Source organism: uncultured Campylobacter sp., from assembly GCF_938040115.1.
In the GTDB taxonomy this organism is placed as follows: domain Bacteria; phylum Campylobacterota; class Campylobacteria; order Campylobacterales; family Campylobacteraceae; genus Campylobacter_A.
This window is the reverse complement of the sequence record NZ_CALHXD010000194.1, coordinates 1-2,490: the sequence shown is the minus strand read 5'-3', so window position 1 is coordinate 2,490 and position 2,490 is coordinate 1. Positions and strand designations below refer to the sequence as shown.

The window sequence follows — 2,490 nt, the reverse complement described above, 5'->3', positions numbered from 1 at the left end:
ATCTATCTTCATTGCTCTCTGTTATTTCCTTAAAAAACTCGTTTATATTGCAGTTAAAAAGTTTTGAAAGCTTAAAAAGATGAAGTAGATTAAAGTGCTTGCCGTGGGCGTTATTTTCCATATTCGCGTAAAATCCGCCCGAGGCTTGTCCGATACTTAGAGCCGTCTCTAACTGGCTTAGATTTCTTTCTTGTCGCATCCGTTTTACGTTTGAAGCCACGGTATCAAAAAACCGTTCGTTTTCCTCGTCCGTCGTTATCTCAGGTAGATTTAACACGTTCATTCCTATAGAAAAGTTTTCTATAAGTTTATTCCTCATATAATTCTTTATCAACTTGCTATGGCGATTATGTCTATAGAGATAATAAAATGTAAAAGGATTGATTGTGGCTATTTTTTGTCTGATTGTTTTTTCTGTAATGTTTATTTTTGTTAACCCAATATATAAGGCAACCATGGTGAGAATGGAAGAAGACTTTTTAAGGGGGGCTTCCAAGCCGTGACATTACGCTAAAGGTAAACGGCTATGCAACGATTTTTAGATTTATATCAAAGTGGGCAATAGTAATTTCTTTGATTTTTATCATTGCCGATATTTTTAAATAGGAGAAAAGCGATATGTTTTTAGGAGTATTATTCGCCATTTTTCTTGTTCTTTGTTTATTGGTGAATTTGGTAAAACTAAATAATCCGTATTTTGAAACTTCTCCGAGTGCTATTTTTATAAATTATGCCACTTTTATTTTAGGCATAGCACTGCTTTTAAATTTATTATCATAGTTAAGGATTAAACATGATTTGGATATGGGTAGCGGCTTTGGTTTTGGTTCAGGCAACCAATGGACTTTCGCTGATGATTGCACTTGCAATAACAATATATAAGATAAAAAACAGTGAACCAAGACTTGATCTTGACCCTGAAGTAGTCTTAGAGTATAAAAGATTTGTAAAATATCATACAAGTTTAAGTAATTCTCAAATTTATGATTTAATGACGAGATATGCTTTAGAAATCGTTGAAATGTTGAGAAATACAAATATTAGCTTAGAGGAGCGCGCCACATTAACGATGCTAACAACTTGCTTTATACTAAGTGAATATTATGAAAAACACGATTTTGCTACGGCTAGAATATTGGCGAATAAGATGCTTGTGGAATGGCGTGATGATTTAAGAAGAAAAGGTTATTTTGAAGGCTATTCATCGACGCGTGAAGTGTTGGATTTTGATACTCTGCAAACACTAAAACAAACAAGAACTAAGTAAATGTTTTCTAGACATATTTAAAAGTTGGGTTATCATTTATCAGCCTAACTTTTTGCGCTAAAGACAGGGTAATGAAAATTTTAATAACAGGCGGAGGGGGTTACATCGGCTCTCATGTGCTAAAGGCGCTTGACGCGCTCACAAAAATTGGTAAATTCAAGTTCGTAAAGGCAAATTTAGAGGATGATTTAAACGGGATTTTTGCGAAGAGTAAATTTAGCTTGCGTCGCCAACTGTATTTTTTGGACTGTTTTAGCCGTCGCCGTTTTTAAATTTTAAAATTTACGCAGGCTTTAGCGCGTAAAATTTAAGCGCCGTTTTCTAAATTTAGGCGTGCTCTTAGAATGGCACGCGTCTAAATTTAACGTCCTAAAATTTCAAATTTATCGCCGTGCACCGCGATCGCTTCAGCGTTATTTATCGGCGTCAAATTTAGCTTGCTGCCGTAAATTTTTAAAATTTCGCCGCTATGTGCTTTTGTCAAATTTACACGCAGCAAAAATCAACAAATACCTAAAATGCTACAAATTTTCATTTCCCACGCGATAAGCCCCACTCTTGCTAGCTTAAATTTACCCCAGCGCCACGTAATCAGCGGGCAACGGCGTGATAACGCTGATAAAGATAAAATCCTCCTTGCCGGTGTTTTTCATGCCGTGGCACTCGCCCTTAGCCGAGATCACCACATCGCCCTTTTTGACCGAGACTTGCCTGTATTTAGCGGGTCGCTCACTCTTAAAATTTACCTGCTCGCCGTTATCCAAAAGTCCGCCCGCCGTCTTTTCGGCCTCGCTCGTACCCTCTTTGCTAAGATAAAACACGCCCTCGCCTTGCAAGCACACCCACACGTCGTCGCTTTTAGTGTGTGCGTGCACCGCGACTTCTTGGCCGGCTCGCACGACCCAGACCGCGCAGCTAGTGGCGTCCGTCTCGCAAAATATCGTTTTTCTCGCCTTTTCTCCGCTCTTTGCGACCTCGCTTACGTGATAAATTCGCTTTTTCATTTTTGCTCCTTTTTCGTTCATTTTAGCCGCGCAGAGTGAATACGGCGTGAAATTTAAGTGGATTTGAGCTAAAATCAAAGCCAAAATTTAGCGCAAAAAGGAAAAACGATGCAAGAAAATCCAAAAAAAATGTGGTCGGGTAGGTTTAGCGGTGAGAGTAGCGAGCTTTTGGAGGAGTTTAACGCCTCGATCGGCTTTGATAGGGCGCTTTGGCAGGAG

General features: G+C 39.0%; 4 protein-coding genes and 1 pseudogene. 2 read left to right on the top strand and 3 right to left on the bottom strand.

Annotation, left to right across the window (positions count from 1 at the left end; all coding sequences use genetic code 11):
• Positions 1 to 277: helix-turn-helix transcriptional regulator (locus Q0314_RS06755; RefSeq protein ID WP_297948539.1), on the bottom strand; the 277-nt coding region annotated here is incomplete at its 3' end.
• 516 nt (positions 278 to 793) lie between these two features.
• Here Q0314_RS06755 and Q0314_RS06750 point away from each other — a divergent pair.
• Both Q0314_RS06750 and Q0314_RS06745 read left to right on the top strand, forming a co-directional pair.
• The gene (locus Q0314_RS06750; RefSeq protein ID WP_298057714.1) at positions 794 to 1,267 is read left to right on the top strand and encodes a hypothetical protein; all 474 of its coding nucleotides are present in this window, start codon (positions 794 to 796) and stop codon (positions 1,265 to 1,267) included.
• 71 nt (positions 1,268 to 1,338) lie between these two features.
• Positions 1,339 to 1,485 (top strand): annotated as a pseudogene (locus tag Q0314_RS06745) (UDP-glucose 4-epimerase GalE); the annotation flags it as partial.
• 143 nt (positions 1,486 to 1,628) lie between these two features.
• Here Q0314_RS06745 and Q0314_RS06740 read toward each other — a convergent pair.
• Together Q0314_RS06740 and Q0314_RS06735 are read right to left on the bottom strand one after the other, a co-directional pair.
• Positions 1,629 to 1,751, bottom strand: coding sequence for a hypothetical protein (locus tag Q0314_RS06740; RefSeq protein ID WP_277418951.1), 123 nt, complete (start codon positions 1,749 to 1,751; stop codon positions 1,629 to 1,631).
• Positions 1,752 to 1,839: 88 nt separating this feature from the next.
• The gene (locus Q0314_RS06735; protein WP_122874257.1) at positions 1,840 to 2,271 is read right to left on the bottom strand and encodes a cupin domain-containing protein; all 432 of its coding nucleotides are present in this window, start codon (positions 2,269 to 2,271) and stop codon (positions 1,840 to 1,842) included.
• Positions 2,272 to 2,490 lie beyond the last annotated feature (219 nt).

Bases quoted from the DNA above. Each gene is read 5' to 3' on its own strand.
- Q0314_RS06750 (WP_298057714.1), top strand. From the start codon at position 794: ATGATTTGGATATGGGTAGCGGCTTTGGTTTTGGTTCAGGCAACCAAT.
- Q0314_RS06735 (WP_122874257.1), bottom strand. From the start codon at position 2,271: ATGAAAAAGCGAATTTATCACGTAAGCGAGGTCGCAAAGAGCGGAGAA.